At 70.9% G+C, this 25,865-nt stretch carries 24 protein-coding genes; 11 read left to right on the forward strand and 13 right to left on the reverse strand.

Going from position 1 to position 25,865, the window contains the following annotated elements; all coding sequences use genetic code 11:
- Positions 1–74 precede the first annotated feature (74 nt).
- The 5 genes from ACZ63E_RS21975 to ACZ63E_RS21995 are packed head-to-tail and all read right to left on the reverse strand — an operon-like array spanning position 75 to position 4,749.
- Positions 75–1,247 carry a lipid-transfer protein gene (locus ACZ63E_RS21975; RefSeq protein WP_465337974.1) on the reverse strand — a complete coding sequence of 391 codons (1,173 nt, stop codon included), beginning with the start codon at positions 1,245–1,247 and terminating at the stop codon, positions 75–77.
- Positions 1,244–1,630: a MaoC family dehydratase gene (locus ACZ63E_RS21980; protein WP_465337975.1), complete on the reverse strand. Its 387-nt coding sequence runs from the start codon at positions 1,628–1,630 to the stop codon at positions 1,244–1,246. Before ACZ63E_RS21980 ends, ACZ63E_RS21975 begins: the two co-directional genes overlap by 4 nt.
- On the reverse strand, positions 1,627–2,544 hold the full coding sequence (locus ACZ63E_RS21985) for a bifunctional MaoC family dehydratase N-terminal/OB-fold nucleic acid binding domain-containing protein (RefSeq protein WP_465337976.1): 918 nt from the start codon (positions 2,542–2,544) through the stop codon (positions 1,627–1,629). Before ACZ63E_RS21985 ends, ACZ63E_RS21980 begins: the two co-directional genes overlap by 4 nt.
- Positions 2,541–3,695, reverse strand: a complete 1,155-nt coding sequence (locus ACZ63E_RS21990) for an acyl-CoA dehydrogenase family protein (protein ID WP_465337977.1) — start codon at positions 3,693–3,695, stop codon at positions 2,541–2,543. The genes ACZ63E_RS21985 and ACZ63E_RS21990 overlap by 4 nt, the downstream gene beginning before the upstream one ends.
- A gap of 4 nt (positions 3,696–3,699) precedes the next feature.
- Positions 3,700–4,749: an acyl-CoA dehydrogenase family protein gene (locus ACZ63E_RS21995; RefSeq protein ID WP_465337978.1), complete on the reverse strand. Its 1,050-nt coding sequence runs from the start codon at positions 4,747–4,749 to the stop codon at positions 3,700–3,702.
- 87 nt (positions 4,750–4,836) lie between these two features.
- On the opposite strand from ACZ63E_RS21995, the gene ACZ63E_RS22000 reads away from it, so the two are divergent.
- Together ACZ63E_RS22000 and ACZ63E_RS22005 are read left to right on the forward strand one after the other, a co-directional pair.
- Complete coding sequence (locus ACZ63E_RS22000) at positions 4,837–5,703, forward strand: alpha/beta fold hydrolase (RefSeq protein ID WP_465337979.1); 867 nt, start codon at positions 4,837–4,839, stop codon at positions 5,701–5,703.
- 13 nt (positions 5,704–5,716) lie between these two features.
- A complete protein-coding gene (locus ACZ63E_RS22005; protein ID WP_465337980.1) occupies positions 5,717–6,214 on the forward strand; it encodes a nitroreductase family deazaflavin-dependent oxidoreductase in 498 nt (165 codons plus the stop codon).
- Here the strand turns inward: ACZ63E_RS22005 and ACZ63E_RS22010 are convergent.
- Entirely contained in the window at positions 6,198–7,583 is a 1,386-nt protein-coding gene (locus ACZ63E_RS22010) for a WS/DGAT/MGAT family O-acyltransferase (protein WP_465338105.1), read from the reverse strand. The genes ACZ63E_RS22005 and ACZ63E_RS22010 overlap by 17 nt on opposite strands.
- Before the next feature lie 73 nt (positions 7,584–7,656).
- Here ACZ63E_RS22010 and ACZ63E_RS22015 point away from each other — a divergent pair, with 73 nt between their 5' ends.
- The 3 genes from ACZ63E_RS22015 to ACZ63E_RS22025 all read left to right on the forward strand — a co-directional run bounded on the left by ACZ63E_RS22015 (position 7,657) and on the right by ACZ63E_RS22025 (position 10,340).
- Complete coding sequence (locus ACZ63E_RS22015) at positions 7,657–8,892, forward strand: alpha/beta hydrolase (protein ID WP_465337981.1); 1,236 nt, start codon at positions 7,657–7,659, stop codon at positions 8,890–8,892.
- A gap of 69 nt (positions 8,893–8,961) precedes the next feature.
- Positions 8,962–9,267: a PadR family transcriptional regulator gene (locus tag ACZ63E_RS22020; RefSeq protein WP_465337982.1), complete on the forward strand. Its 306-nt coding sequence runs from the start codon at positions 8,962–8,964 to the stop codon at positions 9,265–9,267.
- Positions 9,264–10,340, forward strand: a complete 1,077-nt coding sequence (locus tag ACZ63E_RS22025; protein WP_465337983.1) for a hypothetical protein — start codon at positions 9,264–9,266, stop codon at positions 10,338–10,340. The genes ACZ63E_RS22020 and ACZ63E_RS22025 overlap by 4 nt, the downstream gene beginning before the upstream one ends.
- A gap of 111 nt (positions 10,341–10,451) precedes the next feature.
- On the opposite strand, the gene ACZ63E_RS22030 is transcribed toward ACZ63E_RS22025, so the two are convergent.
- The 3 genes from ACZ63E_RS22030 to ACZ63E_RS22040 all read right to left on the reverse strand — a co-directional run bounded on the left by ACZ63E_RS22030 (position 10,452) and on the right by ACZ63E_RS22040 (position 16,897).
- Positions 10,452–11,612, reverse strand: coding sequence for an SWIM zinc finger family protein (locus ACZ63E_RS22030; protein WP_465337984.1), 1,161 nt, complete (start codon positions 11,610–11,612; stop codon positions 10,452–10,454).
- The gene (locus ACZ63E_RS22035; protein ID WP_465337985.1) at positions 11,612–14,761 is read right to left on the reverse strand and encodes a DEAD/DEAH box helicase; all 3,150 of its coding nucleotides are present in this window, start codon (positions 14,759–14,761) and stop codon (positions 11,612–11,614) included. Before ACZ63E_RS22035 ends, ACZ63E_RS22030 begins: the two co-directional genes overlap by 1 nt.
- 93 nt (positions 14,762–14,854) lie before the next feature.
- Positions 14,855–16,897 (reverse strand): acyl-CoA dehydrogenase family protein, encoded by a 2,043-nt coding sequence (locus tag ACZ63E_RS22040; protein ID WP_465337986.1) that lies wholly within the window; start codon positions 16,895–16,897, stop codon positions 14,855–14,857.
- A 145-nt stretch (positions 16,898–17,042) separates the two neighbouring features.
- On the opposite strand from ACZ63E_RS22040, the gene kstR reads away from it, so the two are divergent.
- Positions 17,043–17,675 carry a cholesterol catabolism transcriptional regulator KstR gene (gene kstR, locus ACZ63E_RS22045; RefSeq protein WP_465307604.1) on the forward strand — a complete coding sequence of 211 codons (633 nt, stop codon included), beginning with the start codon at positions 17,043–17,045 and terminating at the stop codon, positions 17,673–17,675.
- Positions 17,676–17,745: 70 nt separating this feature from the next.
- Positions 17,746–18,120 (forward strand): DinB family protein, encoded by a 375-nt coding sequence (locus tag ACZ63E_RS22050; RefSeq protein WP_465337987.1) that lies wholly within the window; start codon positions 17,746–17,748, stop codon positions 18,118–18,120.
- Here the strand turns inward: ACZ63E_RS22050 and ACZ63E_RS22055 are convergent.
- Positions 18,074–18,904, reverse strand: a complete 831-nt coding sequence (locus tag ACZ63E_RS22055; RefSeq protein WP_465337988.1) for an LLM class F420-dependent oxidoreductase — start codon at positions 18,902–18,904, stop codon at positions 18,074–18,076. The genes ACZ63E_RS22050 and ACZ63E_RS22055 overlap by 47 nt on opposite strands.
- Positions 18,905–18,980: 76 nt before the next feature.
- On the opposite strand from ACZ63E_RS22055, the gene ACZ63E_RS22060 reads away from it, so the two are divergent.
- A complete protein-coding gene (locus ACZ63E_RS22060; RefSeq protein WP_465337989.1) occupies positions 18,981–19,664 on the forward strand; it encodes a class I SAM-dependent methyltransferase in 684 nt (227 codons plus the stop codon).
- 16 nt (positions 19,665–19,680) lie between these two features.
- On the opposite strand, the gene icmF is transcribed toward ACZ63E_RS22060, so the two are convergent.
- Positions 19,681–22,914: a fused isobutyryl-CoA mutase/GTPase IcmF gene (icmF, locus tag ACZ63E_RS22065; RefSeq protein WP_465337990.1), complete on the reverse strand. Its 3,234-nt coding sequence runs from the start codon at positions 22,912–22,914 to the stop codon at positions 19,681–19,683.
- A 138-nt stretch (positions 22,915–23,052) separates the two neighbouring features.
- Here icmF and ACZ63E_RS22070 point away from each other — a divergent pair, with 138 nt between their 5' ends.
- The 3 genes from ACZ63E_RS22070 to ACZ63E_RS22080 are packed head-to-tail and all read left to right on the forward strand — an operon-like array spanning position 23,053 to position 24,507.
- Positions 23,053–23,406, forward strand: coding sequence for an ArsR/SmtB family transcription factor (locus tag ACZ63E_RS22070; RefSeq protein ID WP_465307614.1), 354 nt, complete (start codon positions 23,053–23,055; stop codon positions 23,404–23,406).
- Positions 23,399–23,851, forward strand: coding sequence for an SRPBCC family protein (locus tag ACZ63E_RS22075; RefSeq protein ID WP_465337991.1), 453 nt, complete (start codon positions 23,399–23,401; stop codon positions 23,849–23,851). Before ACZ63E_RS22070 ends, ACZ63E_RS22075 begins: the two co-directional genes overlap by 8 nt.
- On the forward strand, positions 23,848–24,507 hold the full coding sequence (locus ACZ63E_RS22080; RefSeq protein ID WP_465337992.1) for a DUF899 domain-containing protein: 660 nt from the start codon (positions 23,848–23,850) through the stop codon (positions 24,505–24,507). Before ACZ63E_RS22075 ends, ACZ63E_RS22080 begins: the two co-directional genes overlap by 4 nt.
- A 39-nt stretch (positions 24,508–24,546) precedes the next feature.
- Here ACZ63E_RS22080 and ACZ63E_RS22085 read toward each other — a convergent pair whose 3' ends face one another.
- On the reverse strand, positions 24,547–25,110 hold the full coding sequence (locus ACZ63E_RS22085) for a GTP-binding protein (protein ID WP_155542172.1): 564 nt from the start codon (positions 25,108–25,110) through the stop codon (positions 24,547–24,549).
- Positions 25,111–25,138: 28 nt separating this feature from the next.
- Entirely contained in the window at positions 25,139–25,858 is a 720-nt protein-coding gene (locus ACZ63E_RS22090) for a DUF742 domain-containing protein (protein WP_465337993.1), read from the reverse strand.
- Positions 25,859–25,865 lie beyond the last annotated feature (7 nt).

Below are 25,865 nucleotides of genomic sequence, written 5' to 3' on the forward strand. Positions count from 1 at the left end.
TCCTTCAACCGTGACAGCCCACCCGATCGCGCACCAGCCGTCAATGAGGTGACACCGCTGACCCACAAGGGCGACTACCCGTCGCTCGTCAGCACCAGCCCGCTTGTCGGCACGCCCGTCCCCGCCGTCACCAGTACCCGGGACGCGCCCGTGACCTGGTTGACCGCCGTGCCGCGGAGCTGCCGGACGCCCTCCGCGATGCCGTTCATGCCGTGGATGTACGCCTCGCCGAGCTGCCCGCCGTGCGGGTTCAGCGGCAACACGCCGTCCAGCTCAAGAGCACCCTCGGAGATGAAGTCCTTCGCCTCGCCGCGGCCGCAGAACCCCAGCTCCTCCAGCTGCATCAGCACGTACGGCGTGAAGTGGTCGTACAGCACCGCGACGTCCACATCGGACGGCCCCAGCCCGGACTGCCCCCACAGCTGCCGCCCGACGACGCCCATCTCCGGCAGCGCCGCCAGGTCGTCGCGGTAGTAGCTGGTCATCACGTACTGGTCCGGCCCGCTCCCCTGCGCCGCCGCCGCGATCACCGCCGGCCGGGACGCCAGGTCGCGGGCCCGGGCGAGGCTCGTCACGACCAGCGCGACGCCGCCGTCGCTCTCCTGGCAGCAGTCGAGCAGGTGCAGCGGCTCGGCCACCCAGCGCGACGCCTGGTGCTGCTCCAGAGTGATCGGCCGCTCGTGGAACCACGCGTTCGGGTTGGTCGCCGCGTGCTTGCGGTCGATCACCGCGACGCGCCCGAAGTCCTCGCTCGTCGCGCCGTAGTCGTGGAGGTACCGCTGCGCGACCATCGCCACCGTCGCCGCCGGGGTCGCGATGCCCATCGGGTAGTGGAACGCGTTGTCCACACCGGACGAGTTGACCTGCCCCGCCGCGGCCGAGGACACCTGCCCGAAGCGCATCCCCGAGCGTTCGTTGAACGCCCGGTAGGCGACCACCACGTCCGCGACGCCCGTCGCCACCGCCATCGCGGCCTGCTGCACGGTCGCCGCCGCCGCGCCGCCGCCGTAGTGGATGCGGCTGAAGAACTTCAGCTCGGGAATACCCAGTTCCCGCGCGACGGCGATCTCCGCGTTGCCGTCCATCGTGAACGACACCAGTCCGTCCACATCGGACGGCGAAAGGCCCGCGTCCGCCAGCGCGTGCGAGATGCATTCGGCCGCCAGCCGCAGTTCGCTGCGCCCGGAGTCCTTCGAGAACTCCGTCGCGCCGATGCCGGCGATGGCCGCCTTGCCCGAGAGCGTCACGGCAGGGTCACCTCCACGGTCCCGGCGACGTGCTCACCGAGCGAGTCCACTCCGGACACTGACACGACGACGTCGTTGCCCTCACGAGAAACCACGCGACCGGTGAACGTCAGGGTGTCGTAGGCGTAACACGGCACGCCGAGCCGGATCTTGATCGACCGGATCAGCGCCTCCGGCCCGGCCCACGCCGACACGAACCGCTGCACCAGGCCGGTGTCGGTCAGGATGTTGAGGAAGATGTCCTTCGAGCCGCGCGCCACCGCCGAGTCGCGGTCGTGGTGCACGTCCTGGAAGTCGCGGGTCGCCAGCGCCGTGCTGACGACGAACGTCGGGGTCGCCTCGATCGTCAGCGGCGGCAGCTCCGTTCCTTCGACGACGGTCATCGCGCCACCTTCCACGCCGGCAGGGTCAGCTCGTCGTCGACCTTGACGAACGCCGCCACCACGGGCAGTCCGATGTGGACCTCCTCCGGCGCGGCGTCCAGCAGCTCAGCCATGACCCGGACTCCTTCTTCCAGCTCCACCAGCGCCACGACGAACGGCAGGTCCTTGCCCGGCACCGGCGGGTGGTGGTGCACGACGTAGGAGAACACCGTCCCGCGCCCGCTCGCGACGACGTAGTCCGGCTTCGAGTCCAGCGATCCGTCGGGCGGCATCGGGCCCGGCGGGTGCCGCAGGGTCTCGCCCCACCGCTGGATCCGCAGCTCCCCTTCCCGCAGACCGTCCCAGAAGAACTCCGTGTCGCGGCTGATCACCGGCCGCAGCACCGGCGCGGGCGGCGGCTTCGGCGCGGGCGGCCGGAACTTCAGCACCCGGAACATCATCTCGGCGACGGCTTCGTCCTCGACGTACCACCGCACGCGCGTGGTGACGAACCAGCCCTCCCCCAGCGCGGTCCTCTTCGGCCCGACAACGCTTTCGAGCGCCGTGGCCGCAGTGACAGTTTCACCGGGACGCAGGTAGCGGTGGTAGGTCTGCTCGGAGTTCGTCGCGACAACCGAGGTGAACCCGGCCTCGTCGAGCAGCTCCATCATCAGGCCGAGCGGGTCGTCGGTCCCGCGCGGGACGTTCAGCCCGCCCATCGTCCACACCTGCGCCATCGCGGGCGGCGCGACCAGTCCCTTGTGGACGCTCGCGGCGGCGAACTCCGGGTCGGTGTAGACCGGGTTGTCGTCACCGATCGCCTCGACCCAGTTGTTCACCATGGCCTGGTTCACCGGGTCACGCGCCTGGCGCGGCGCACACTCGCCGCGGGCGGCGACCTTCTCGGCGGCTTCGATGATGTCCTGGTCGTTCATCGTGGCACCCTCGGCAGACCCAGGCCGATCGAGGCGATCAGCTCCCGTTGGATTTCGCTGACCCCGCCGCCGAACGTCAGCACGATGTTGCGCTTCGCCGAGACGTCCAGCCACTCGGCCAGCTCGGCGGTGTCCGGATCGGACAGGTCACCGTGGCGCCCGACGAGCTCCTCGAGGTCACGGCCGATCCGCTGGATCACCTCGGAGCTGAACACCTTGGTCGCGGACGCGTCGGCGACCACCACCGGCGCCGTCGCCGACGACACCGCGACCTGCCAGTTCAGCAGCTCGTTCACCCGCGTCACCGCCCAGGCGTCGGCCAGCACGGCGCGCACGTCGGCCAGGTCGAGCAGGCCGTGGGCGGCCGCCCAGGCGCGGACGCGGTCGTGGAGGCCGCCGATGCGCCCGGCCGGGCCGAGCATGACCCGCTCGTGGTTGAGCTGCGTCGTGATCAGCCGCCAGCCCTCGTTTTCCTTGCCCACCAAGCAGTTCACCGGCACCCGAACGTCCGAATAGTACGTCGCGTTGACGTGGTGGGCGCCGTCGCAGGTGATGATCGGCGTCCAGGAGTAGCCCGGGTCGCTGGTGTCCATGATGAGGATCGAGATGCCCTTGTGCCGCGGCGCGTCCGGCGCGGTCCGCACGGCGAGCCAGATGTAGTCCGCGTCGTGGCCGCCGGTGGTGAAGATCTTCTGGCCGTTGACGACGTACTCGTCGCCGTCGCGCACCGCGGTCGTGCGCAGCGCCGCGAGGTCGGTGCCCGCCTCCGGTTCGGTGTATCCGATCGCGAAGTGGATCTCACCCGCCAGAATCCGGGGCAGGAAGAAGGACTTCTGCTCGTCCGTGCCGTACTGCTGCAGCGTCGGGCCGACCGTCTGCAGGGTCACCGACGGCAGCTGGACGTCGGCGCGCGCGGCTTCGTCGACGAACAGATGCTGCTCGACGCCGCCGAAACCCTGTCCGCCGTACTCGACCGGCCAGCCGACGCCGAGCCGGCCGTCGCGGCCCATGCGGCGGACGATCTCGCGGAACACCGGCCCGTGCCGCTCGGTCCGCATCGCGCGGCGTTCGTCGGGGCTGATCAGCCCGGCGAAGTATTCACGCAGCTCGCTGCGCAACTGTTGTTGCGCCGCGGTCAGTTCGACGTGCATCCGCTCACCCCGCCACTCGTTCGCCGAGCCTGCCGAGCCGGTGCGCGGCGCCGCCGAGCGCCCGGCCGAGATCCTTGACCGCCGACGAATACCGGTGCAGCGGATAGGTTTCGTCCACTCCGACCCCGCCGTGCAGGTGGTGGCAGGTCGCCAGCGCGACCGGCGCCTGCCCGGCGAGCCAGTAGGCGGCGACGTCCAGTTCGGCGTCCGCGTCGAGCCCCGAGGCGAGCCGCCACACCGCGGACACCACGGCCAGGTGCACGGTCCGCGCGGCGACGTAGACGTCGGCGATCTGGCCCGCCACCGCCTGGAACGTCGCGAGTGGACGGCCGAACTGCGTGCGTTCGCCGACGTGCTTGACGGTCAGCGCCAACGCTCCGGCCAGGAGGCCGTCCCCGAGGGCGAGTGCTCCGGCCAGCGCGAACCGATGCAGCACCGCGACCGCGCCGTCGTCGGCGAGCAGGTCGGCCTCTTCGACGGCGACGTCGTCGAGCCGCACGGTGCATTCGGGCGTCCCGGCCGAGTTGCGCGACGGCACGAGCGTGACACCGTCGGCGTGCGGATCGACCAGGTAGACGGCCGTGCCGTGCGCGGTGGTCACCGGCGTCAGGATCCGCGTGGCCTCCGCGGCGTACGGAACCGCCGTCTTGACCCCGCTGAGCAGCCACTTCCCGTCGCCTGCCCGCGCGGTGGCCGCGGGCGAGGCGACCAGCGGCGCCGACGGCTCGTGCAGGGCCGCGGTGAGCAGCGCCTCCCCCGCCGCGACCGGCGGCAGGAGCTCCGCGCGCTGCCGGGGTGTCCCGAGCGTCTCGACCGGCAGGACGCCCAGGGCCAGCGCGGCGTAGGCCGGCACCGGCGCGGCGGCGCGGCCGGCCTCGGCCAGCACCTGCGCGACCTCGGCCACCCCCAGGCCGTCGCCTTCCAGGTCGGGCGGCAGCGCCAGGGCCAGCAGGCCTGACGACGCCAGGGCGCGCCAAGGGTCGTCGTCCGTGCCGAGCACCTTCGCGGCGAGTGCGGCGACCTCGGTCTGCGTATCGTCGAGAGTGAAGTCCACGCCTGTCCTCCGGATCGGCGCAATACTGAAACCTGTTCTAGTCTTAACCGGAAAAGGCCTGCACGGCAACCCCCGCGGAGGAGCAGGATGGCGGTGACCGACCCCGGTGGCGCGCGCCGCCGCCGGCTGATCACCGCGCCGCCGACCGCCGGGGTGCCCGAACCGGTGCCGCTGGAGCTGCCCGGTCGCGGGCGGACCGTGGTGACCGACGTCGGCCCGCGGGACGCGCCCGCGCTCGTCCTCCTGCATTCGGTCGCCTGCACAGGCTTGCTGACCTGGTACCCGACCCTGCGGCAGCTGGCGCGCCACCACCGGGTCGTCGTGTTCGACCAGCGGTGGCACGGCCGGGGTTACCGCTCACCCGAGTTCCGGCTGGCCGACTGCGCCGAAGACGTCACCGCGGTCGCGGACGCGCTGGGCATCGATCGGTTCGCGCTCGCCGGGTACTCGATGGGCGGGATGGTCGGCCAGCTCGTCGCCCACGCCGAACCAGAACGTGTTGCCGGTTTGGTGCTCTGCTCGACCGCGAGCAACTTCGGCCGCGGGCTGCGGCAGCGGGTCGCGCTCGACGTCTTCAGCCGGACGCTGCGGCAGCTCCGCGAGCGCGTGAAGCTGCCGGTGGTCACCGAAGCGATGCCGCGCGCCCGCGTCGAGGACCGCCGGTGGGCGCTGCGGGAGTTCCGGTCGACCACCCCGTGGGAGATCGCGGTCGCCGTCGACGAGATCGGCCGGTTCGACTCGACGCGCTGGCTCTCGACCCTGCGGCTGCCCACCGCTGTCGTCGTGACCACGAAGGACCGGTTCATCGCACCCGAGCACCAGCGGTCGCTGGCCCACCGGATCCCGGGCGCGGCGACCTACGAGGTCGCGGCCGGGCACGCCGCCTGCGTCCTGGCCGCCGACCGCTGGGTGCCCGCCCTGCTGGCCGCGGTCGCGTCCGTGCACACCCCTTGAGAAGGAGCTCACGATGGGACGGTTCAGCCTGCCGGAGGAGAAACCCGGCGGTCTCGACTCGCCCGTGACGGCCAAGGTCATGAAGTACGGCGCGAAGGCCCAGGTGGCGGTCTTCCGGCTGACCGGCGGCCGCGTCGGCAGCACGTGGCGGGTCGGGGCGGGCTTCCGCAAGCCGGTGCCGACGCTGCTGCTGGAGCACCGCGGCCGCAAGTCCGGCCGGCTGTTCACCACCCCGCTGCTCTACCTGCGGTCCGGCGCGGACGTCGTCATCGTCGCTTCCCAGGGCGGGCTGCCGCGGCACCCGCAGTGGTACTTCAACCTGCTGGCGCGCCCCGAGACCCGCATCCAGCTCAAGGGCCGTCGCGACGTCCCGGTGACGGCCCGGGTGGCCGAGGCCGAGGAACGCGCCGAGCTCTGGCCACGCCTGGTCGAGCTCTACGCCGACTTCGCGAAGTATCAGGCGTGGACCGACCGGGAGATTCCCGTGGTGGTGCTCAGCCCGCGGCCTTGAGCAGCTCGGCCAGCGCCTCCGGCAGCGCGTCGGCGAGCGGCCACAGGTCCTTGACCAGCTCCCGCGCGCCGAGCAGGCCGACGTGCACCTTGCCCGCGTTGGACAGCACGGTGACGTTCAGCCCGGCGCCGTGGAAGACCGGGCCGAGCGGGTAGAGGCCGGTGATCCGCGCGCCGAGCAGGTACAGCGGCATCGGCGGGCCGGGCACGTTGGAGACGACCAGGTTGTGCACCACCGGGTGCTTCTCGGCCAGCCGCAGCGCGGAGTAGGCGCGCACGGCCATGCCGAACGCCGTCGCCGCGGAGAACTGCGCCCAGTCCTGCAGCATGTCGGCGTCGATGTCGTAGTGGTGGTCCTTCGACAGCCGGTTGGCCTCGGCGAGGAAGAACACCCGCGCGGCCGGGTCGGCCAGGTGCGTCGGCAGGGACGCGAAGAAGGCGGAAACCTTGTTGCTGCCGTGGTCGCGTTCGGTGCGGTCGTGCACCGACACCGGCACGGTCGCGACCAGCGGGTCGTCCGGTAGCTCGTCACGCGCCTCGAGGAACTCGCGCAGGGCGCCGGCGACGAGCGCGAGCACGACGTCGTTCACCGTGACACCGAAGGCGTTCTTGACCTCCTTGACCTCGTCGAGGTCGAGCTGGGCGAACGCCACACTGCGGTGCCCGGTGATCGTGCCGTTCAGCGACGTCCGCGGCGCGGTGAACGGGACCGGCATCCCCTTGCCGCGCATGGTTTTCCCGAGCCAGCGCGGCACGAGCCCCACCAGGTCCGGCAGCAGCCGCGCGACCTCGAGAGGCCGTTTCGCGAAGCTCTCGACGCCGGTGCGGAGCAGGTGCAGCGGCGACGGGATCGCGGAGTTCTGCCGCTGCTCGACCTCGGGCATCGGCGCGTCCGGCTCGAGCCCGGCCAGGTAGGTGATCAGGCTGGCGCCGCTCACGCCGTCGACGCTCGCGTGGTGCATCTTCAGCAGCACGGCGATCTGGCCGTCGGCCAGGCCTTCGATGACGTAGAGCTGCCACAGCGGCTGGGCGCGGTCGAGCTGCTGCCCGGCGATGTGCGCGCACAGCTCGGCCAGCTCGGCGCGGTCGCCGGGGGCCGGCACGCCGATGCGGTGCACGTGGTGGTCGAGGTCGAAGTCGTCGTCCTCGATCCACACGGGATGCCCGACGTTCCAGAGCGGATTGTGCAGTTTGCGGCGGAACGCCGGGATCACGCGGACCCGTTCTTCGAGCTTTTCCTTGAGCTTCGCGAAGGTGTAGCCGCCGGGGACGGTCGAGCCGTCGAGGGTCATCAGGCCGCAGACGTGCAGGACCTGGGACGACGTCTCGAGGTAGAGGAAGCTCGCGTCGAGGCCGCTCAGTCTCTGCATGGTCTGCATGCCGCCAGCGTAAGCCACTTCCGGTGAGCGGCGCGTCACCCTACTCGCCGGTATCATCACGGGGGTGCAGCCGAACTTCCTGATCCGCCGCGCGGTCCAGCTCGGCCTCACCGCCAACGCGCTCCGCCCCCTGCGAGCCCGCTCCACGACCATCCCGGTGTTCTTCGCCGGCTGGCTGACCGGGGAGCTCGCGCCCCAGTTCCTGGCGCTGACGGCGGCGGACACCGCTGTGCACGTGGCGCGCCACGGTGTCCGCGACCGCTCGACGCAGGCCGGGCTCGCGATGGCGGCCGCGTCCGCCGCCGGGCTGGCCGCGCTGATCCGGACCGGGCACGGCGCCCGCGACGAGATCGAGAAGGCGCTGGCGTCCGCGCTGGGCGAGGACTACGCGGACGAGCTGGGCCGCTCCGATCTCGGCCTGCCGTGGGGCGAGCTGGCGCTGCCGTTCCGGATGGGCGCGCCGGACGTCCGGGTCGACCGCAACATCGCGTACGCGCCGGGCGGCAAGCGCTTCCTGCTGGACGTGTACCGGCCTGCGACGCCGGTGACCGGCGCGCCGGTGCTGCTGCAGGTCCACGGCGGCGCGTGGGTGATCGGCAACAAGGAGGAGCAGGGCCGGCCGCTGATGCGCTACCTGGCGCGTCGCGGCTGGGTGTGCGTCGCGATCAACTACCCGCTCTCGCCGACGCACCGCTGGCCGGCGCACATCGTGGCGGCGAAGCAGGCGCTGGCGTGGATCCGCTCTTCGATCACCTCGTACGGGGGCGACCCGGGTTTTGTGGCGGTGACGGGCGGTTCGGCGGGCGGGCACCTGTCGTCGCTGCTGGCGTTGTCGCAGAACGACCCGGCGCTGCAGCCGGAGTTCGAGGACGTCGACACGAGCGTCCAGGCGTGCGTCCCGCTCTACGGGGTGTACGACTTCGCGGCGACGTCGGGATCGCGGGCGAGCCAGTACCGCCTGGAGAGCCTGCTCGCGCGCCGGGTGTTCGCGGCCGACCGCGACCCGGTCCGGCACCTCGACGACTACATCGCGGCGTCACCCCTGGACCGGATCACGTCGGAGGCCCCGCCGTTCTTCGTGATCCACGGCCGCGACGACTCGCTGGTGCCGGTCCGCGAGGCACGCGAGTTCGTGCGGCGGCTGCGGGAGAAGTCCCGGCAGCCGGTGGCTTATGCGGAGCTGGCGGGGGCTCAGCACGCGTTCGACGTGTTCACGTCGGTGCGGAGTGCGCATGTGGTGCGGGGCGTGGCGCGGTTCCTGGACCACACCTACCACTCCTGGAAGGCCGAGAACCGGTAGGTGCACCAGACGTGCCTTCTTCTGCCAACACCACCTCGAGCCTTACGCGACATATGTCATACTAGATTTATGCGTGTCACGTGCGCTCTGGTCCAGCTGGCCTCCGCTTTGTTGGCCAACCCCACAGAACGGCACTGGGGCTACGAGCTCTCGAAACGCTCCGGCGTTCGGTCCGGCGCGATGTACCCACGCCTCACCCAGATGCTCGAGGCAGGCTGGCTGACGGATGGCTGGGAGAGCAAGCAAGAGGCCGGCAGCAGGCCACCACGCAGGTACTACACCGTGACAACAAAGGGCAAAACCGAACTCGGCGCAGTTCTGTCACAGGCCGAGCAGGATCACCGCTTCCGCAGCCTCGACTTGGGGTACGCATGACAGCGGAATTGCTGGGCCAGATAGCCGACTGGGGCCTCTCGACAATCTTGACAACCGCAGTCATTTTCGGACTCTTTCCCAAGCTTGTCGTACACGCACTCGCATTGATCTACCCCAAGGAGCATCCTCGCCGCCTCGAACTCTGCGCCGAATTCGAAGTCGTTCCTCGCAAGGAGCGCCTCATCTGGGCGGCCGAGCAGATCGCCACTGTCCTGTTCGACGGAATTCCTGCTCGATTCAGAGAACTGAAGATTCGGCGACGACTTCAACGGAAGAGTGATGCAACCAGCACATCGCACCATGCTCTTATCACGCCAGTTCTCGAAGAAAGCCGTCGCGCCCTCGAAGCGCTGAGCGCTGAGTATCGATCCTTGAACAGAGAATTCTTCCCCACTGACGTTTTCGAGGCAGTCGCCAACCCGGATCCGGCTTTCAGCAAGATGCTGACTGCAGACCTCAACGCGACCCGACAGTACTATTTTCGAGGCTTCTCCGGCCGCCACGCGGCCGCTCGATTGCTGATCACGGGCGCAGAGCGAGAAGTCCGCGTGATCATCGCGGACCCGAGGGATGCCAATTCGGTCAGCGGACGCCTTCGATACCTGTTGCGACATGAATCCATGACTCTGGATTACGAGCAGATCCAAAAGGGGCTCATGGAAGAGATCCATGTCGGCCTGGTCGGACTGTTCCTGGCCCGAAGCCGGTGCGCACAAGTTGACATCACCGTGGTCGCGGACCCATCGCTGGACCGGCTGGAGATGTTCGACGACAGCGTTTGGGTGGGACTCTACAGCGACGCTCGCGGGGCGACCAAGCTGTATCCACGCACACTACGGTTCGCCGGAGTCTCCTATCTTTACAGCCTTGAACGAGCCGAATTCATCCGAATCTCGGGGTCCCGTTCCGGGCGCCACTTCCGCCTCACGTCGGCAACCACCCGGTCAGACTTCATGGCACTCCTCGAGAAGATCACCGGATCCGCATGTTCCGAAGAGAGATTTTGCGAACTGGAGCGTAAATTTCACGTCTTCCGCGAAGAATCCGGCGAAACCGTCCGGTTTGGCATGTGAGGCCACGAAAGGAGGCGGCGGGCCGAACGAGCCGATTCCCCAGGCACATACCGTCACGATCGGGCTGCGCTCGGACGCCGGCACGCGCTTCGCCGCGGTAGTAGTGGCCGGTCAGTAGGCCAGGTCCACGAGGCTCGCCGAGGGTGGGCCGTCCATGCGCCACTCCCCACCCACGCGGATGAAGCGGTACCAACGAGCGTCGCGGCCGTAGCGCAGCTGCAGCTCTCCCTGCGTCATGCGGTTGCGCCACGCCTTCGGGGTTCCCGGCAATCTCGCGTCGGCCAGGACTGCCCGCGCCTCCGCCAGCGGGCCCGGCCCCGGTTGCCACGTCTCGCGAACGACCGCCAAGCCGCCGCGGCCCGCTTCGCGCCAGGCCTCGGCCCAGCGGACCAGGTCCCGCAGGGGCACGCCGGCCGCCGTCGCCAAAGCGGTGAATTCTGAGCCGGAGCGTCCTGCCGCGCGCCGGGCGAGGTCTTCCTCGAACGTCAGCTCCGCTGCCGTCGCGCCGCCGACCAGCAGGTCGCGGGCCAGGGCCGCCGCGTCCGCGGCCAGGCTGGACAGCGCCGCCGCCGTCCAGCCGGTGCTGGGTGGCGGGTCGAGGTCGAGGACCGCCGGCGATCCGGCGACCCGCGGGGGCGGCGGCAGCTCCGGGAGCACGCCCAGCCGTCGCGCGTAGGCGGCTCGCGGTGTCAGACCCTCGTCCACGGGCTTCGGGAGCTTCGGTTTCTCGCCGCGCGCCGGCGCCCGGCGGGCGCGCAGCTCGGCCAGGACGTCCGCCCGGGGACGTCCTCGCAGCAGGAACAGGGTGAACGGGTCGCGGTCGACCTCGTCGGCGACCAGGTAGTACACCGCGGCGACGTGCTTGCACGGGTTCGCCGAGTCCGGGCACGAACACCGCGGCCGCAGGTCACCCGGGCCCGGCAGCAGGTCGGCGCCCGCCTCGCGGGCCTGCTCGGCGAGGGCGCCCGGCAGCTCGCCGTCGAGCAGGGCCGCCGCGTGGCCGAGCTGCGTGCCGACGACGCCGAGCAGGGTGTCCCATTCGCCGTCGGTGAAGGTGCGCATGGTGATGGTGACCTTGTAGGGCTCCGGACGGCTGCCGCGCACCCGGGCGGTGACCGCCCCGGCGGCGACGTGCAGCTCGCTGACGGTGCCCTTGCGCGCGTACGTCCGCCCGCGGGGCAGCCGGTTCGGGTCGAGCTTCGCGCGCTGCTCCAGGGCGTCGACCCAGGCCCGGCCCCACCAGGTGTGGCCGAAGTTCCGCCGCGGGGACATCACCCGCTCCCGAGGCGCACGAGGTCGGCGAGCGCGTCGTCGGACAGTTCGGTGATCCAGTCTTCGCCGGCGCCGACGATCGACTCGGCCAGCCCGCGCTTCTTCTCCAGCACCTGCGCGATCCGCTCCTCGAGCGTGCCCTCGGCGATCAGCCGGTGCACCTGGACCGGCCGGTCCTGGCCGATGCGGTAGGCGCGGTCGGTGGCCTGGTCTTCGACCGCGGGGTTCCACCAGCGGTCGTAGTGGATCACGTGGGTGGCGCGGGTCAGGTTGAGGCCGACGCCGCCCGCCTTGAGCGACAGCAGGAAAACCGGGATCTCGCCGGCCTGGAAGCGGTCGACCATGTCCTGCCGCTTGGCCGGCGAACTCTCGCCCGAGAGCAGCTCGGTGGGCAGGCCGCGCTCGGACAGCCGCCGTTCGAGCAGCCGGCAGAGCTGGACATACTGGCTGAACACGAGGACGCTCTCGCCCTCGTCGAGGATGACGTCGACCAGCTCTTCGAACGCGGCGAGCTTGCCGGAGCGCCCGGTGAGCCCGCCGTGCGGCTCCTTGAGGAACTGCGCGGGGTGGTTGCAGATCTGCTTGAGCTCGGTGAGCAGCTGGAGGACCTGCCCGCGCCGCTTGATGCCTTGCGTCTCCCGGATTTCGGCCATGTTTTCCCGGACCACGGCTTCGTAGAGGGTGGTCTGCTCGGCGGTGAGCGGGACGAACCGGTCGGTCTCGGTCTTGGGCGGCAGCTCCGGGGCGATGTCCGGGTCGGACTTGCGGCGCCGGAGCAGGAACGGCCGCACGGTGGCGGCCAGCCGCTCGGTGACGGCCTTGTCCCGGTCGCGCTCGATCGGCCGCGCGACGGTGCGGCGGAAGCGGTCGAGCGGGCCGAGCAGGCCGGGGGTGGTCCAGTCCACAATGGACCACAGTTCGGTGAGCCGGTTCTCGACGGGAGTGCCGGTGAGGGCGACCTTGGCTTGCGCGGGGATCTTGCGGAGTTCTTTCGCGGTGGCGGACAGCGGGTTCTTGACATGCTGAGCCTCATCGGCGGCGACGAGGCCCCAGTCCACTTCGGACAGTGTTTCGCGGTCACGGCGGAGGACGCCGTAGGTGGCGAGGACGACTTCGTCGGGAGCGAGGTCGTCGAGGTGGCGGCTGCCGCCGTGGAAGCGGCGGACCGGGATGTCGGGAGCGAAGCGGGCGAATTCGCGTTCCCAGTTGCCGAGGAGGGAGGTGGGGCAGAGGACGAGGGTGGGGCCGCCGGGTTGCGGGAAGCCGGTTGGGGGCGCGGGCTCGGCAGGTGGCATCGAATCCGCCGCGGGCTCGGCGGCTGACACCGACTCCGATGCGGGCTCCGGGACATGCTCCGGCGGCAAGCCACCGGCTGGTTCCGGATCGGCGGCGGATCGGGGAGCTTCGGCGGCGGAATCGGCCGGTAGCGCGGCGGCAGGATCGGTCGAGCCGCCGACAGATGGCACCTCGGCGCCGGGATCGGCCAGGACCGACTTCGCGCGCGACCGTTTTGATCCGGCCGCAGGCGCGCCAGGCGGCTTGCCGATCGGCCCTGACTCGGGCGGCGCGAGTTTGCCCGGCACTTCGGCGACCTGCCCAGCCTCAGGCGACGCGAGTTCGTCCCGCTGCCTGCCCACCCCTCGCGGCTCGGGGCGTGCCTGCGCCAGGGCTCGGCGGTGCAGGTGCAACGCGATCAGCTGGATCGTCTTGCCCAGGCCCATGTCATCAGCCAGGCACGCACCCAGACCCAGGCCCGTCATCGTGGCCATCCACGCCAAGCCCGCCTGCTGGTACGGCCGCAGCGTCGCCTGCAAGCCCGGGGGCACCGCCACCGCCGCGCCATCCCGGTCCCGGATGCGTGCGGCCAGCCCTCCCAAGACCGGTGGGGCTGCGAACTCCACCCGTTCGCCGTCCAGTTCCAGCTCGCCCGTCAGGGCCGCCGCCAGGGCTTCGCCCGCCTCGAGCTTGCGGGTTCGGCCTCGGACCCGGGCCAGCAGCTGGGGGTCGACCCGCACCCACTGCCCGCGCAGCCGGACCAAGGGGCGCTTCGCCTCGGCCAGGGCCGCCACCTCGGCCTCCGTCAGCTGCTCGCCGCCCAGGCTGAGCTGCCAGCGGAACTCCAGGAGGCTTCGCAGCGCGAACTCCGCCTCCGTGACGCTCGCCGGGGCCTGGGTCGCGCTCGCCTTCGCCTTCACCTCGCCCGCGAACAACCCCTTCGACCAGAGCACCTCGATGCCGGCGCCGCCGAGGTCGCGGGTGCCGTTCGTCAGGAGGTCGACGACGTCGTCGTCCGACAGGGGCAGCTCTGCGGGCGCCGCTTCGGCCAGCGCCCGGCTGAGCGGGGCCCAGGCTCGCGCGCCGCGGCGGAGGCCGAGGAGGAGCTGGGTCTCCACCTGGTCGCCGAGGCGGTTCAGCACCGCGTCCGGCGCGTCCCACAGCGTTGACGCCTCCACCACCAGGCTCGGCTCCGCCATGCTGCGCACCGCCAGCACCCCGGCGAACGAGTCGTCCTCCCGGCCCTCGACCCGCAGCAGCACCTGCACCCCGCGGGGCTCGCGCGCCTCCAGCTCGGCCAGCCAGGCCGCGGCGTCCGGGCCGAGCAGGGCCGGTTCGCGCGTCGCGAACGCGGGATCGCCCGCCCCAACCGGCGCCGCCGGGCTGCGGACCAGCAGGTCGGCGGTCGCGTCCCAGAGGGCGCGCACCAGGGAGTCCGGTGAATGCAGGCGGATGCGCTTCAGCCCGGTCAGCGGCAGCGCGTACGCCTCGGGCGGCAACGCGCCGGCCAGGCCGCGCAGCAGTTCTTCGTCGACGGCGTCGAGCGGGCCGATCCGCCAGGCCGCCGCGCCGCCCGGGGACGCCGCGGGCCGCAGCCGCCCGCGCGCGACGAGGTTCACCCCCGCGTTGACGGCCGCCGACCACGCCGCGACGGCCGGGCTGGCGTCCTCCCCCACCGCGAGCAGCCGCGGCAACGCGCGTTCGAGCGGGACGAGCTCGGCGTCGACCTTCGTCCGCGCGAACTTCGCACCCCGGGGCAGCACGAGCTCGATCGTGGTCCCGCCGGCCACGTCGTCGCCCCACAACGCCAGCACGCCTTCCCGCGGCGGATCCGCGGGAAGGTAGGTGGCCTGGGTGTCTGCGCTGAACTCCACGACCGCAACGCTAGAACACGCCCCCGACAGTTTCGGGCCCGGCGGCACGAACGGTCCTTTCGCACCGTCTCACGAGAAGACTCACGAGGAGACTCAGCGGGGCAGCCCCAGCAGCCGTTCCGCCGTCAGCGAACGCAGCACCTGCGTCGTGCCGCCCGCGATCGACAGGCAGCGCGTCAGGAGGAACTCGTGCTGCCGGGGATCACCCGCGACGAGACCGCCCGCGCCCGCCAGCTCCAGCGCGAACTCCGCGACGTCCTGCCGGTGCTGCACGCCGAGCAGCTTCCGGACGCTCGACTCCGCGCCCGGATCCTGCCCGCCAAGCTGCCGCAACGCCGCGCGCAGGTCCAGCACCGAACCCGCCACCCCGAAGGCCACCAACGACCCGAGCCGGTCCAGCGCCACGTCGTCCAGCGCCGAGGCGTCCACTGTGGACACCAGTGACTGCACGCTCTCGCCGACCGCGGACCCGCTCCCGAGGGCCACCCGCTCGTTGGCCAGGGTCGTCCGCGCCAGCCGCCAGCCGCCGCCGGGTGTTCCGACGACGTCGGCGTCCGGGACGAACACGTCGTCGAGGAACACCTCGTTGAACACGGCCTCGCCGGTGATCTCGCGCAACGGCCGGGTCGTGATGCCCTCGGCGCGCATGTCGACCAGGAAGTACGTGATCCCCTTGTGCTTCGGCACCTCCGGATCGGTGCGCGCCAGGCAGATCCCCCAGTCGGCTTCGCGGGCGAGCGACGTCCACACCTTCTGCCCGGTCAGCCGCCAGCCGCCGTCGACGCGCCGCGCGGCCGTCAGCAGCGCCGCCAGGTCGGACCCGGCGCCGGGCTCGCTGAACAGCTGGCACCACGTGAGCTCACCGCGCAGCGTGGGCCGCGCGAACCGCTCGCGCTGCTCGTCGCTGCCGTGCTCGAGGATCGTGGGCACCGCCCACGCGCCGATCACCAGGTCCGGACGGCGGACCCCGGCCGCCGCCAGCGCGCCGTCGATCCGCAGCTGCGAAGCCGCATCGGCGCCCCGGCCGTAGGGCTCAGGCCAGTGCGGGGTCAGCAATCCCGCCTCGGCCAAGGCGACTCGCTGGTCGGAGCCGGAAAGCGCGGCGATCCGCGCCACCTCGTCCCGCAGGTCAGGATCGTCTCCGACGTCGACGCCGAGCGTGCGTTCGGTCCCCTCGAGCGCCAGCGAAGCCGCCCGACGGCGCCACGACCCGCCGAGCCATTGCCGCAGGGCGACAGCGCGGCGCAGGTAGAGGTGGGCGTCGTGCTCCCAGGTGAACCCGATCCCGCCGAGCACCTGGACGCAGTCCTTCGCGTTGGCCACGGCCGCATCGAGGGCGACGACGGCCGCGCTCGCCACCGAAAGCGGGTGCCGCCCGGACGCCGCGTCCCACGCCAGCGCTTCGGCCGCTTCGGCGCGGCACAGCATCTCCGCGCACAGGTGCTTGATCGCCTGGAACGCGCCGATCGGCCGGCCGAACTGCTCGCGGACCTTGGCGTACTCGACCGCGACGGTCAGGCACCGCCGCGCCACGCCCGCCGCCTCGGCCGCAGCCAGGGTCGCCGCTGGCGCGACGACCGGTGGCAACGTCAGGACGTCGGCACTCCCGGAGAACCGGACGCGCGCCAGCGGGCGCGAGAGGTCGAACGGCGTCAGCGGCTCCACGGTCAACCCGGGTGTCCCCGGCGCGAGCAGCACGTGGCCACCGTCGACCGGCACCAGCAGCCAGGACTCGGGAGTGGCTCCCGGCACCGGCCCGGAGACGCCGTCGACCAGCTCGTCCAGCAGCACCGCGACCGTAGCTTCCCCCTCGGCGACGGCCGCGAGCAGCTCCTTCGCCGAAGGAACCTCAGCGAGCAGCAGACCGGCCAACGCGGTGCCGAGCACCGGACCGGGAACGAGTTCTTCGGCGGCCGCGGCCAGCCCGGCGGCCAGATCGGCAAGGGTGCCGTCGGCCCCGCCGACCGCCGCGGGCAGGGCGACCCCGAAGAGGCCGAGATCGGCGAAGCCGGCGGGAACCCCCGCGGCAGCACCGGTTTCCGCCGCCCGCACCGCCTCTCGCGGGTGGTGCGCGGCCGACCAGGCGTGGATCGCCGCGGCCAGCGCGGCCTGTTCCTCGGTGAGCGCGACCGGCATGGGCCCTCCTCGCGGTAAGAACACTACTCACGAGTGTAGAACGTGTTACAGTTTTTCGACCAGTGGGTCATTGGTTGAACGTTTCGCCAGGACAGGTACTCTACGTCGTGAACTGGAACAAGTTCCGAAGGACGGGGGAACACCGATGCCCGGCAAAGCCAAAGCGCCGGTGAAGGCACGCGGCAACGGGCTGAGCGCGATCGGAGCCGACGAACTCGGCTCGGCCGCCCAGCGCGACCGCCGCCGCCGGATCATCGACGCGACCCTCGCCCTGGCCTCGAAGGGCGGGTACGACGCCGTCCAGATGCGGGCCGTCGCCGAGAAGGCCGACGTCGCGCTCGGCACCCTGTACCGGTACTTCCCGTCGAAGATCCACCTGCTCGTCTCCGGGCTGGCGCGCGAGTTCGAACGCGCGCAGGAGAAGCTGGAACGCCAGGCCATCCCGGGCGACACCCCGGCCGAGCGGCTGATGTTCGTGCTCGGCCGCAACACCCGGCTGATGCAGCGCGACCCGCACCTCACCGAGGCGATGGTGCGCGCGTTCATGTTCGCCGACACCTCCGCCGCCGCCGAGGTCGAGCAGGTCGGGCGGCTGATGGAGAACATGTTCGGCCAGGCGATGGGGATCTCCGACCCGACCGAGGCCGACCGCGACATCTTCCACGTCGTCGCGGACGTCTGGATGGCGAACCTGGTGGCCTGGGTGACCCGCCGGGCGTCGGCCGCCGACGTCGCGAACCGGCTCGAGCTGTCGGTCCACCTGCTGCTCGACAAGTGATCCCGACGGCCGCGGTCGCCGTGGCCCACAGCCGGCTGCACCGCGCCCTGGAACCCTCACCGACGAGCGGATGACCGACTGGGACCAGCACGTCGACTACCGTGACGGGAAGCTGTCGAGCACGGTCTTCGCCCGCTGGCGCGAGGTCTGGATCCACGCCGTGGACCTCGACGTCGGGGTCGGCTTCGCCGACTGGCCGGCGGACTTCTGCGGCCACGCCGTGGAGTTCCTCCAGGACCGCCTGCCCGACGGCGTGGCCGTCTGCGACGGCGACCGGCGCTGGGGCGAAGGAGACGCCGAAGTGACCGGGACCGTGCGCGAGCTGGCGGCGTGGCTGTCCGGGAGGGCCGGCGGCGAAGGCCTGACCGGCGCCCTCCCGGAGCTGGGCCCGTGGCCGGTCAGCGGTGCTCGGCCACCACGGCGGCCAGCTCGTCGAGCGCCTTGAGCGTCTCGGCCTCCGGCATCGTCTCCAGCAGGAACGTGTAGCGCTCGACGCCCGCCTCGCGGAAGCCGTCGATCACCTTGGCCTTCGTGTCACCGCCGAAAACGGCGAACTCGACGTCCGTGCGGCCCTGGTCGGCGAGCCAGCCGCGGACGCGCTTGGCCTCGTCGAAGTGCGTGTGACCGCGAAGCAGCCAGCCGTCCCCGTAGCGGGCGAGGCGGTTCAGGGCCGCTTCGCTCTCACCTCCGATGTAGATCGGCGGGTGCGGCTTGTGGACGGGCTTCGGCCAGGCGTAGATCGGGTCGAAGTCGACGTGCCGGCCGTGGAACTCGGCCTCGTCCTTCGTCCAGATCTCCTTGAGCGCGGCCAGCTGCTCGTCGATCAGCGCGCCGCGGGTCTTCGGGTCGGTGCCGTGGTTGCGCATCTCCTCGCGGTTCCAGCCGACGCCGACGCCGAACAGCGCGCGCCCGTCGGAGACCAGGTCGAGGGACGCGACCTCCTTGGCCGTGTGGATGAGATCTCGCTGGATCAGCAGCGCGATCCCGGTGCCGAGCAGCAGCTCCGACGTCGCGGTGGCGGCGGCGGTGAGCGCCACGAACGGGTCGAGGGTGCGCTTGTACTTCTCCGGCAGGTCTCCCCCGCCCGGGTACGGGCTCTCCCGGCTGACGGGGATGTGCGAGTGCTCGGCCAGGAACAGCGAGTCGAAGCCGCGCTCTTCCAGCGCCGCGCCCAGCACGTCCGGCCGGATGCCTTCGTCGGTCACGAACGTCGAGATCCCGAATTTCATACTCAACGACTACCACCAGGTTGACAGGTGGTGCAGGATGGAGTGATCTCATCATACGTTGAATAAGGGGGTAGTGATGGACGTTCAGGACATCGACTTCGAAGAGCTCTACCAGGGCGCCACCCCGATCGGGCGGAAGATGCCGTGGGACATCGGCGCGCCGCAGCCCGCCGTCGTCGCGCTGGCCGACGCCGGCGAGTTCACCGGCGAGGTGCTCGACATCGGCTGCGGCCTCGGCGACAACTCGGCGTTCCTCGCCTCCCGCGGCCTGCACGTCACCGGCCTCGACGGCGCGCCCTCGGCGATCGAGCAGGCCCGCACCCGCACCCCGGACGTCACCTTCGCGGTGGCCGACGCGACAAAGCTCGAAGGCTACGAAGGCCGCTTCGACACGGTCCTCGACAGCGCGCTCTACCACTGCCTGTCCGAAGACCAGCGGCGTCAGTACCTCGCGGCCCTCACCCGCGCGACGCGGCCGGGCGCGCGGCTGCACCTGTTCGCCTTCTCCCCCGACGTGCCCGACACGTTCCCGGCGCCGTACCTGATCAGCGAGGCCAACCTGCGCGAGACGGTCGGCAAGGACTGGACGATCGACCGGCTCGAACCGACCGTCTACACGACGTCGATGACCCCGGACGAGCTGCGCCAGAGCGTCCAGGTCGTGCTCGACACGGACGCGGCCGGCCTGGCCGGGATGAACACCGACGCCGACGGCCGGGTCCTCGTCCCGGTCTGGCAGCTGGCGGCGACGCGCCGCTGACCTCGGGCGCGGGGGGTCAGACGTTGCGGCGGTACTGGCCCCCCACCTCGAAGAACGCCTCGGTGATCTGGCCGAGCGAGCACACCCGCGCCGCGTCCACCAGGACACCGAACAGGTTGCCGCCGCGCGTGGCCGCCTCCTTCAGCGCCTTCAGCGCCTGCTGGGCCTCCTCGTGGTGGCGGTTCTTGAAGTCCGCGAGCCGGTCCAGCTGCGACTTCTTCTCCGCCTCCGTCGCGCGCGCCAGCTCGACCTCGACGTCGTCCTCACCCTCGCGCGGGTTGCGGAAGGTGTTGACCCCGACGATCGGCAGCGAGCCGTCGTGCTTCTTGCGCTCGTAGAGGATCGACTCGTCCTGGATCTTGCCGCGCTGGTAGCCGGTCTCCATCGCGCCGAGCACGCCGCCGCGCTCGGAGATCCGGTCGAACTCGGCCAGCACGGCCTCCTCGACCAGGTCGGTCAGCTCGTCGACGATGAACGAACCCTGCAGCGGGTTTTCGTTCTTCGACAGGCCCCACTCCTTGTTGATGATCATCTGGATGGCCATCGCGCGGCGCACCGACGACTCCGACGGCGTCGTGATCGCCTCGTCGAAGGCATTGGTGTGCAAGGAGTTCGCGTTGTCGTACAGCGCGCAGAGCGCCTGCAGCGTGGTGCGGATGTCGTTGAAGCTCATCTCCTGCGCGTGCAGCGACCGCCCGGACGTCTGCACGTGGTACTTGAGCTTCTGCGACCGCTCGTTCGCGCCGTAGCGCTCCTTCATGGCCACGGCCCAGATCCGCCGCGCCACCCGGCCGAGCACCGTGTACTCGGCGTCCATGCCGTTGGAGAAGAAGAACGACAGGTTCGGCGCGAAGTCGTCGATGTCCATGCCGCGGGCCAGGTACGACTCGACGTAGGTGAACCCGTTGGACAGCGTGAACACCAGCTGCGAGATCGGGTTCGCCCCGGCCTCGGCGATGTGGTAGCCGGAGATCGAGACCGAGTAGAAGTTGCGGACGCCGTGCTCGATGAACCACTCCTGGATGTCGGCCATCATCCGGAGGCTGAACTCGGTGGAGAAGATGCAGGTGTTCTGGCCCTGGTCCTCCTTGAGGATGTCGGCCTGCACGGTGCCGCGCACGTTCTTCAGCGCCCACTCGCGCAGCTCGGCGGCCTCGGCGTCGGACGGCTCGCGCCCGTGCTCGGCACGGAAGGCGTCGAGCTTCTGGTCGATCGCGGTGTTGAGGAAGAAGGCCAGGATCGTCGGCGCCGGGCCGTTGATCGTCATCGACACCGACGTGCTCGGCGCGGTCAGGTCGAAGCCGTCGTAGAGGACCTTCATGTCCTCGAGCGTCGCGATGGACGCGCCCGAGGTGCCGACCTTGCCGTAGATGTCCGGGCGCGTGTCGGGGTCGTGGCCGTAGAGGGTGACCGAGTCGAACGCGGTCGAGAGCCGCTTGGCCTCGGAGTCGGCCGAGAGCAGCTTGAACCGCCGGTTGGTGCGGAACGGGTCACCCTCGCCGGCGAACATCCGCGCCGGGTCCTCCCCCTCGCGCTTGAACGGGAAAACCCCGGCGGTGTAGGGGAAGTAGCCCGGCAGGTTCTCGCGGCGCAGGAACGACAGCAGCTCGCCGGACTCGGTGTAGCGCGGCAGGGCGACGCGCGGGATCCGGTTGCCGGACAGCGTGTCGCGCCACAGCTGCGTGTGCAGCTCCTTGTCGCGGATCTTGACGACGAGCTCGTCCTGGCGGTACTCCTCGGCCAGCGCGCGGAAGCGCTCGAGGAGCTTTGCCGACTCGCCGTCCACTCCGGACTCCGCGGTGGCGAGCAGGCCGTCCAGCGCGTCGGTGGCCGCGTCCACCTTCGCCAGCTCGGCGCGGGTGGTCGCCAGCGCCTCGTGCTTGCGGATCGCGGCGACCTGCTGCCCGGTCTTCGTGTGGTAACCGCGCACGGTGTCGGCGATCTCGGCCAGGTAGCGCGCCCGGTTGCCCGGGATGATCGTGCTCGCGTCGGTCGACACCTTGCCCTCGACCACCGGCAGCGTGCCGGCCGAAACGGTGAGGCCGCGCTCGGCGAGCAGGCCGCGCAGGTGCTGGTAAAGCGCGGTGACGCCGTCGTCGTTGAACTTCGCGGCGCTCGTGCCGTACACCGGCATGTCCTCGGGACCGGAGTCGAACGCCTCGCGGTTGCGCACCAGCTGGCGCGCGACGTCGCGGCGGGCGTCCTCGGCGCCGCGGCGCTCGAACTTGTTGATCGCGACGACGTCGGCGAAGTCGAGCATGTCGATCTTCTCCAGCTGCGACGCGGCGCCGAACTCCGGCGTCATCACGTACAGCGACTGGTCGACGAAGTCGACGATCCCGGCGTCACCCTGGCCGATGCCCGGCGTCTCGACGATCACCAGGTCGAACCCGGCGGCCTTGCAGGCTACGATCGACTCGCTCAGCCCGGCCGGGATCTCGCCGGACGTCGTCCGGGTGGCCAGCGAGCGGAAGTACACCGGGGAGCCGTCGAGGCAGTTCATCCGGATGCGGTCGCCGAGCAGCGCGCCACCGCCCTTGCGCCGCGACGGGTCGACGGCGAGCACCGCGATCCGCAGCTTGTCCTCCTGGTCGAGGCGGAAGCGGCGGATCAGCTCGTCGGTGAGCGAGGACTTGCCCGAGCCGCCGGTGCCGGTGATGCCGAGCACCGGCACCTCCCGCTTGCCCGCGGCCTCGGTGAGCCCGGCGAGCAGCTCGCCGGAGAGCTGCTCCGCCTGCAGCTGGGTGATGACGCGCGAGAGCGCCGCGACGTCGCCGGAGAGCACCTTGTCCAGCGACGGGCCTTCGGCCGCGAGGTCGACGTCGCAGGCCTTGATCATCAGGTTGATCATGCCCGGCAGGCCCAGCTCGTAGCCGTCCTCGGGCGAGAAGATCCGGGCGACGCCGCGCGAGTGCAGCAGCTCGATCTCCTCGCGCACGATCACCCCGCCCCCGCCACCGAAGACCTTGATGTGCCCCGCGCCGCGCTCGCGCAGCAGCTCGACGAGGTAGGAGAAGTACTCGACGTGCCCGCCCTGGTAGGCGGAGACGGCGATGCCCTGCACGTCCTCGGCGATGGCCGCGGTGGCGACCTCGTCCACCGAGCGGTTGTGCCCGAGGTGGATGACCTCCGCGCCCTGCGACTGCAGGATCCGCCGCATGATGTTGATCGACGCGTCGTGACCGTCGAAGAGGCTCGACGACGTGACGAACCGGACGGGGTGCGCGGGACGGTGCAGCTCACTGCTCATCCTCCCAAAATACTTTGACTTCCTACTATTGGAAACCCGAGGACCAGTGACACGGCTCTCACGACCGCACGCGGGAGCCTTGACAAGACCCAGCTCGGCGCTATGTTTAACGAGTCCCTTAATTAACAAGGTGCTGAAATGACAACTGCCGCCGATGACCTGAGCCGCACGTTCTCGGCCCTCGCCGACCCCACGCGGCGCGCCATCCTCGCCCGGCTCTCGGCCGGCGAGGCGACCGTGAACGAGCTCGCCGAGCCGTTCCCGATGAGCCTGCCCGCGGTTTCGCGGCACCTGAAGGTGCTGGAGCAGGCCGGGCTCATCACCCGCGGCCGCACCCGCCAGTGGCGGCCCTGCCGGCTGGAGGCGAAACCCCTGGAAGACGTCGCCGACTGGGTCGCGACCTACCGCCCGTTCTGGGACGAGGGGTTCGACCGCCTCGAGGAACACCTGCGAACCCTGCAGCGCACGACCGAAGGACCCGAAGATGCCTGACGACGTCCTGACCATCACCCGTGTCTTCGACGCGACCCGCGAGCTCGTGTTCGGCGCGTGGACCGACCCCGACCAGCTCGCGAGCTGGCTGGGCCCGCACGGGTACACCGGCGCCGCCGTCACGCTCGCGACCCGGCCGGGCGGCGCCTGGCGCGCCTGCATCCGCGGCCCGGAAGGAGACGAGCACTGGATGCACGGCGTCTACCGTGAGATCACCGCCCCCGAACGGCTCGTGTTCACCTTCGCCTGGGACTCCGAGGGCGACCTGCGCGCCGAGACCCTCGTGACGATCGACTTCGCCGACCACGGCGGCAAGACCGAGATGACCTTCACCCAGAGCGGCTTCCCCGCCGCCGCCGACCGCGACAGCCACCAGGACGGCTGGACGTCGTGCTTCGAAGATCTGGCCGGCTTCATCCACTCCCGAGGAAAGGACACCCGATGACCTCGACCTTCGCCCTGCCCCCGATCGCCTCGCCGGAAGAGTGGCAGGCCGCGCGGGACGCGCTGCTCGCCAAGGAGAAAGCGCACATGAAGGCGGCGGACGCCCTCGCCGCCGAACGCCGCCGGCTGCCGATGGTGCCCTTCACCAAGCCGTACGTGTTCGACTCGCCGGAGGGCGAGCAGAGCCTGCTCGACCTGTTCGAGGGCCGGCCCCAGCTCGTCGTCTACCACTTCATGCTCTACCCGGGCAGCGGCGACGCGGTCTGCCCCGGCTGCTCGATGATCGTCGACAACCTGCCGCACCTGGCGCATCTGCACGCCCGGGACGTCACGCTCAAGGTCGTCGCGCCGGCCCCGCTGGCCGAGATCGAGCGGTTCAAGACCCGGATGGGCTGGGACGTGCCGTGGGTGTCCGCGAACGGCACGGAGTTCCCCGACGACTGCGGCGTCGGCAGCGCTTTCGGCGTCAGCGTGTTCCTGCGCGACGGCGACCAGGTGTACCGCACGTACTTCACCAGCGGCCGGGGTGGCGAGCAGTTCCTGGTGACGCACCGCTACCTGGACATCACGCCGCTGGGCCGGCAGGAGGCGTGGGAAGAGGGGAGCCACGGCGATGCCGGCCCCAGCTCCTGGTGGCGCCTCCACGACGAGTACTGAAAGTCGCGGGCCCGGGGCGCTTCCCCGGGCCCGGCGGCGTCAGCGCGACTTGGCCGCCCGCAGCGCGATCCACTGCCGCATCGCGTACTCGACCAGCGTGATCAGCGTCTGCTTCGTCGACTCGCGGTCCCGCGCGTCACAGCGGACGATCGGGATGTTCGGGTCGATCGACAGCGCCTCGCGCACGTCGTTGATGTCGTGCTCCAGCACGCCGTCGAACGTGTTGACGCCGACGATGTACGGCAGCCCCCGGTCTTCGAAGAAGTCGATCGGGGCGAACGAGTCGGCCAGCCGGCGCGTGTCGGCCAGCACCACCGCGCCGATCGCGCCGCGGACCAGGTCGTCCCACATGAACCAGAACCGCTGCTGCCCGGGCGTGCCGAACAGGTAGAGGATCAGGTCCGCGTCCAGCGACACCCGGCCGAAGTCCATCGCGACGGTGGTCGTCGACTTGCCCGGGGTGTGGTCGAGGTTGTCGACGCCGACGCTGGCGTCGGTCATCATCGCCTCGGTGGTGAGCGGCACGATCTCGGACACCGATCCGACGAACGTCGTCTTGCCCGCGCCGAAGCCGCCCGCCACCACGATCTTGGCGGATGTCATGGTCGGGGGCGCGGTGTCCCGCGGTGCCTTAAAGCCGACGGAGTCCACTCAAAACCCTTTCCATCAACACCAGATGTGCCTCGGCGCCGTCATTGCCCGTAATCGTCTTGTGCACCGTGACCAGCCCCGCGTCCGCCGCGTCGCTGATCAGCACCCGGGCCACGCCCAAAGGCACCCGCAAGGCCGACACGATCTCGGCGACCGAACGGGGGGTCCGGCACTCTTCCATGATCGAGACGCACTCGATCTGCTCCGCGGCCACCTCGGGGAAGCCACCGGTGGCAGCGTAGTCCTTCGCGGAGACCAGTGTCTCCAGCTCCAGGGCATAGTTCGCGCGGGTGCGGCCACCGGTCAAAGCGTACGGCCGGACGATCGCCGTCTGGTCTTCGGGAGCCGGGGGCTGTTCGAACACCGTGGGCATGACGAACTCGCCGCTGGGCGGGCCCGGGTCGAACAGGCCGCCCGGTCTGGGGCCGTCCCCGTCGGTACTGCCGGGTGGAGAGACTAAAGAGGTCACGGGATCTCCTTGGTCGGCCGACGGCGCGGGCGCCGTCGGTTCCGCGGCCGCGTGCGCACCGGCGGCCGGGGGTGGCGGGGACTCCTTGTTCTTCTTGCGCTTCCGGCGGGCACGGCCGGAATCCAGGGTGAACCCGTTGAGGACGTCGGCGAAGGTGCCGTCGTCCCCTGCGCCGGAAGCGGCGTTGTGCGCCTCCGGTGGTTCACCGAAAGATCCGGACCCCGTGCTCATCGCGCCA

The sequence above is a fragment of the Amycolatopsis sp. NPDC104819 genome, from assembly GCF_055583145.1.